This is a genomic window from Rhizobacter sp. P2_H2, assembly GCF_056403375.1.
The window spans coordinates 1-3235 of sequence record NZ_JBFUFP010000627.1 but is presented as its reverse complement, the minus strand read 5'-3'; the positions used below and the strand labels follow the sequence as shown (position 1 = coordinate 3235).

General features: G+C 60.3%; 4 protein-coding genes. 3 read left to right on the top strand and 1 reads right to left on the bottom strand.

The genetic code is table 11. The features are described 5' to 3' along the window. Both AC1D15_RS23690 and AC1D15_RS23685 read left to right on the top strand, forming a co-directional pair. Positions 1–1440: protein kinase domain-containing protein (locus AC1D15_RS23690; RefSeq protein WP_477827898.1), on the top strand; the 1440-nt coding region annotated here is incomplete at its 5' end. Positions 1441–1595: 155 nt separating this feature from the next. Next, on the top strand, positions 1596–1847 hold the full coding sequence (locus tag AC1D15_RS23685; RefSeq protein WP_477827897.1) for a hypothetical protein: 252 nt from the start codon (positions 1596–1598) through the stop codon (positions 1845–1847). A gap of 19 nt (positions 1848–1866) precedes the next feature. Here AC1D15_RS23685 and AC1D15_RS23680 read toward each other — a convergent pair whose 3' ends face one another. Beyond that, positions 1867–2790: a LysR family transcriptional regulator gene (locus AC1D15_RS23680; protein WP_477827896.1), complete on the bottom strand. Its 924-nt coding sequence runs from the start codon at positions 2788–2790 to the stop codon at positions 1867–1869. A gap of 113 nt (positions 2791–2903) precedes the next feature. Between AC1D15_RS23680 and AC1D15_RS23675 the strand changes: the two genes are divergently transcribed. After that, a partial coding sequence (locus AC1D15_RS23675) for an alpha/beta fold hydrolase (protein WP_477827895.1) occupies positions 2904–3235 on the top strand: 332 nt, incomplete at its 3' end.

Sequence of the window (3235 nt, the reverse complement as noted above, 5' to 3'; positions counted from 1 at the left end):
GGCGGAGTGAGTCTCGAAGCCAAAAAGTTCCTAAACACTTTGGATCTCTATGCTGAACCAAAGGCAAGAGTCGGAACTGTCGGGCGGAAGGACTCTATAAAAATCCTCTCGCAATGCATTGATGGGGCGTCGAAGATGGAAGAGGGCGGGGTCCTGTGGAGGTCGCCGACCGAAATCTATACTCCTTGTGGATTCATTTCGGGGAAACCGGAATGGAAGGTCATGCAGCAGGTCGGGAAAGACGGAGATCTATTTGTGGTCATGGATGAGCCAGATGGGGGCATCACGGATCAAATGCGCAAGACGCTCAGGAGTGCCGTCAATGGAGGAATTTCTTGGGGGGATCTGAAAAAGATAGAAATCGGAGGGTCGACGAAGATATTGATTCCTCTTCAAGGGGCGGTAGCGCAAGCAGGAAAATTCCCGGACTTTGTCAGTGATGTCACGGCTTCACATGTCACATTCAAAGGGAAACGATACAAGTTTGACGAACAGGCAATTGGCAAGGTCGCCGGGAAAGAAAAGAGATTGATCAGAAAGGCCGTTGCAGAGGACGGCGATACGATCGTTCTGAAGCCCCTTGATGTTTCTTCGGATTCTCCGGAGTTGGTTATTAGCAAGAAGGTTGGGGATGGGAATTCAGCCAATATACTTGGCTGCCGAGGGTCAATCATCACTGCTGCCGGTCAATATTTTTTGATCTCTGACTATGCAAGGAAGGGAACGGTCACGGAGTACGTTGAAAAGCTTCGTCAGCGTATGGAGGACGGGCGTGTCTCACGACAGGATGGTCAGAGAAAGCTCTATAAGATTGCTCACCAAATGTGCTTGGGCGTCGAGCAGCTTCATGATCTGGGATACAAGCATATGGATCTGAAACCGGACAACTTCTATGTCGACGAGGATGGTGAAGGTGAGCCTGTTGTCAAGTTGGCAGATTTCGGAATGTCTGCCCGAAGCGGTGTAGTTATAAATACTGGTCGCAGCGACTGCTTGAAATACATGTCACCGGAATACTACACAGTGTGGAGTGATCCGGAGAATAGGGCTAAAACTGATCGTGCTAATCAGCTCAAGGAGAGGGAGAGCGGGTTGAAGAGGCTTGGTAAGTATGAGAATTTGGAAGCTGTACAAGGAAARAGAATAAAGGATAGGGTGCTTAAGAAGGCTGGGCTGCCGGCGATTGGGGCCGCGAGCGATGTGCATGGTCTGGTAGCTTCGATATGGGATATTTGCTGTGACGAAAAAGCAAAGGACAGGGCTTCCTTCCTTACTCCACTCAAGTTGCGGAATCAACGCTCATGGCTCGATAGCCGCGAGGAGCGGACAATCATCAATTTGATTCGCGACGGCTTCGTGGATGACCCCGCAAAGCGTCCGACGGCCAAAGTGCTGGCTGATAGATTCGCGACAGTGGTTAAAGCCGCCAGCAAGACGTGAACTGAATCGGTCAGCGATTGGTGCTGGCAACGGGGCAAGTCGGTGGATTCCTACGACGCGAAGCGCGTCCCGCCGACATTGCATCGAGCCCCAACCCCGCGCCGATCAACGGCAGCGATTCCTATGGTTGTGACACATCATGTAAGGAGATCGCGATGAGCAAACAGCAGAAGCCAACTCAACCGGGCAAGCAGCAACCCCAGGCCGACCTGAGCCAGGTTCAGGGCGAAGGCGACTACGAAGCCGCCCGCCACTACGACGAAAAGACCCGCGAGTTCGTCAAGTCCGGCAAGGTCGACGAGGCGGCGCGCAACGCGCATCCGAAGTCGCCGCGCGAGCAGCAGGACATGCAGAAGGCCGAGGAGATCGGCAAGTCGCGCTCGAAGAGCGAAGACCCGCACGGTTGACGGATTGACGGTCGGCGCGTCAGCGCCCGTCGACCAGCTTCGCGAACTCCGCCGCCCGGAACCGCTCCATCACGAAATCGACGAACACCCGCGTCTTCGCCGGCAGCAGGCTGCGGCTCGGGTAGTACAGCGACAGCGGCCCCGCGTCGCTGTACCAGCCCGGCAGCAGCCGCACCAGTTCCCCGCTCGCGATGAGCGCGAAGGCGAACGGCATCGGCAGCAGCGCGACGCCGAGCCCGAGCTTCGCCGCCTCGGCGATCGCCTCGGGGTCGCTGAAGATCAGCCGCGCCTTGCAGGGCACCGCCTGCTCGGCGTTGCGTTTCGAGCGCAGCGTCCACGGCCGCACGCGCCCCGTCGGTGACGACCGCCGCATGATCCCGTCGAACTCCGCCAGGTCCTCCGGCGTACGCGGCATCGGCCGCCCGCTCAGGTAGTCCGGCGACGCCACCGCCACGATGTGCACCGGCGCCAGCTCGCGCGCCACGACGCCCGGCGCCAGCTCGAAGCCGCCGCCGATCGCCGCGTCGAACCCCTCGCCGATCAGATCGACCTGCCGGTTGTCGAAATGCCAGTCCGGCAGCACCGCCGGGTAGCGCGCCAGGAACTCTCCCAGCAGCGGCACCAGGAAGCGCCGCCCGAATGCCAGCCCCATGCTGACCTTCAGCGTGCCGGCCGGCGTCTCGTCACCGCGCTGCACGCCCGCCATCGCGGTCTGCAACGACGCCAGCGGGTCGCTCACCTGCTGCAGGAAGCGCTCGCCGCTTTCGGTGAGCGCCAGCCGGCGCGTGCTGCGTTGAAAGAGCCTTGCGCCGAGATCGGCCTCGAGCTTCGCCACGTTCTTGCTGACGCCCGCCGGCGTCAGGCCCAGCACCCGCGCCGCGGCCGAGAAGCTGCCGTGCTCTGCCGTGTGGACGAACGACACCAGGTGCTGCAGGTAGGTCATGCGCGATCTTAAACCGATGGTTGAAGCTGATTGCGTCCGTTTCCAGCTAGTCGGTTCAAGCTGATTTCAAGACACTGGCGACAGCTGTTCACCCTTCACCCACGGAGATCTCCATGCGAACCCTCATGTCCCTTGCCCTGGCATCGCTGACGCTGCTGGCCATGCCGGCCTCGGCTTCGGCTCAATCCCTCAAGTACCCGGCGCCCACGTTCTCGACCCGCGAGGTCACGACCAACGGCGCGACCATCCACGTCCGCTCCGGCGGCAAGGGCCCCGCGGTGGTGCTGCTGCACGGCTACGGCGAGACCGGCGACATGTGGGTGCCGCTCGCCATCGACCTGGCACGTGATCACACGGTGATCATGCCGGACCTGCGCGGGCTCGGCCTGTCGTCCAAGCCGGCTGGCGGCTTCGACAAGAAGACCCAGGCCGGCGACGTGAGCGG

Bases quoted from the DNA above. Each gene is read 5' to 3' on its own strand.
- AC1D15_RS23685 (WP_477827897.1), top strand. From the start codon at position 1,596: ATGAGCAAACAGCAGAAGCCAACTCAACCGGGCAAGCAGCAACCCCAG.
- AC1D15_RS23680 (WP_477827896.1), bottom strand. From the start codon at position 2,790: ATGACCTACCTGCAGCACCTGGTGTCGTTCGTCCACACGGCAGAGCAC.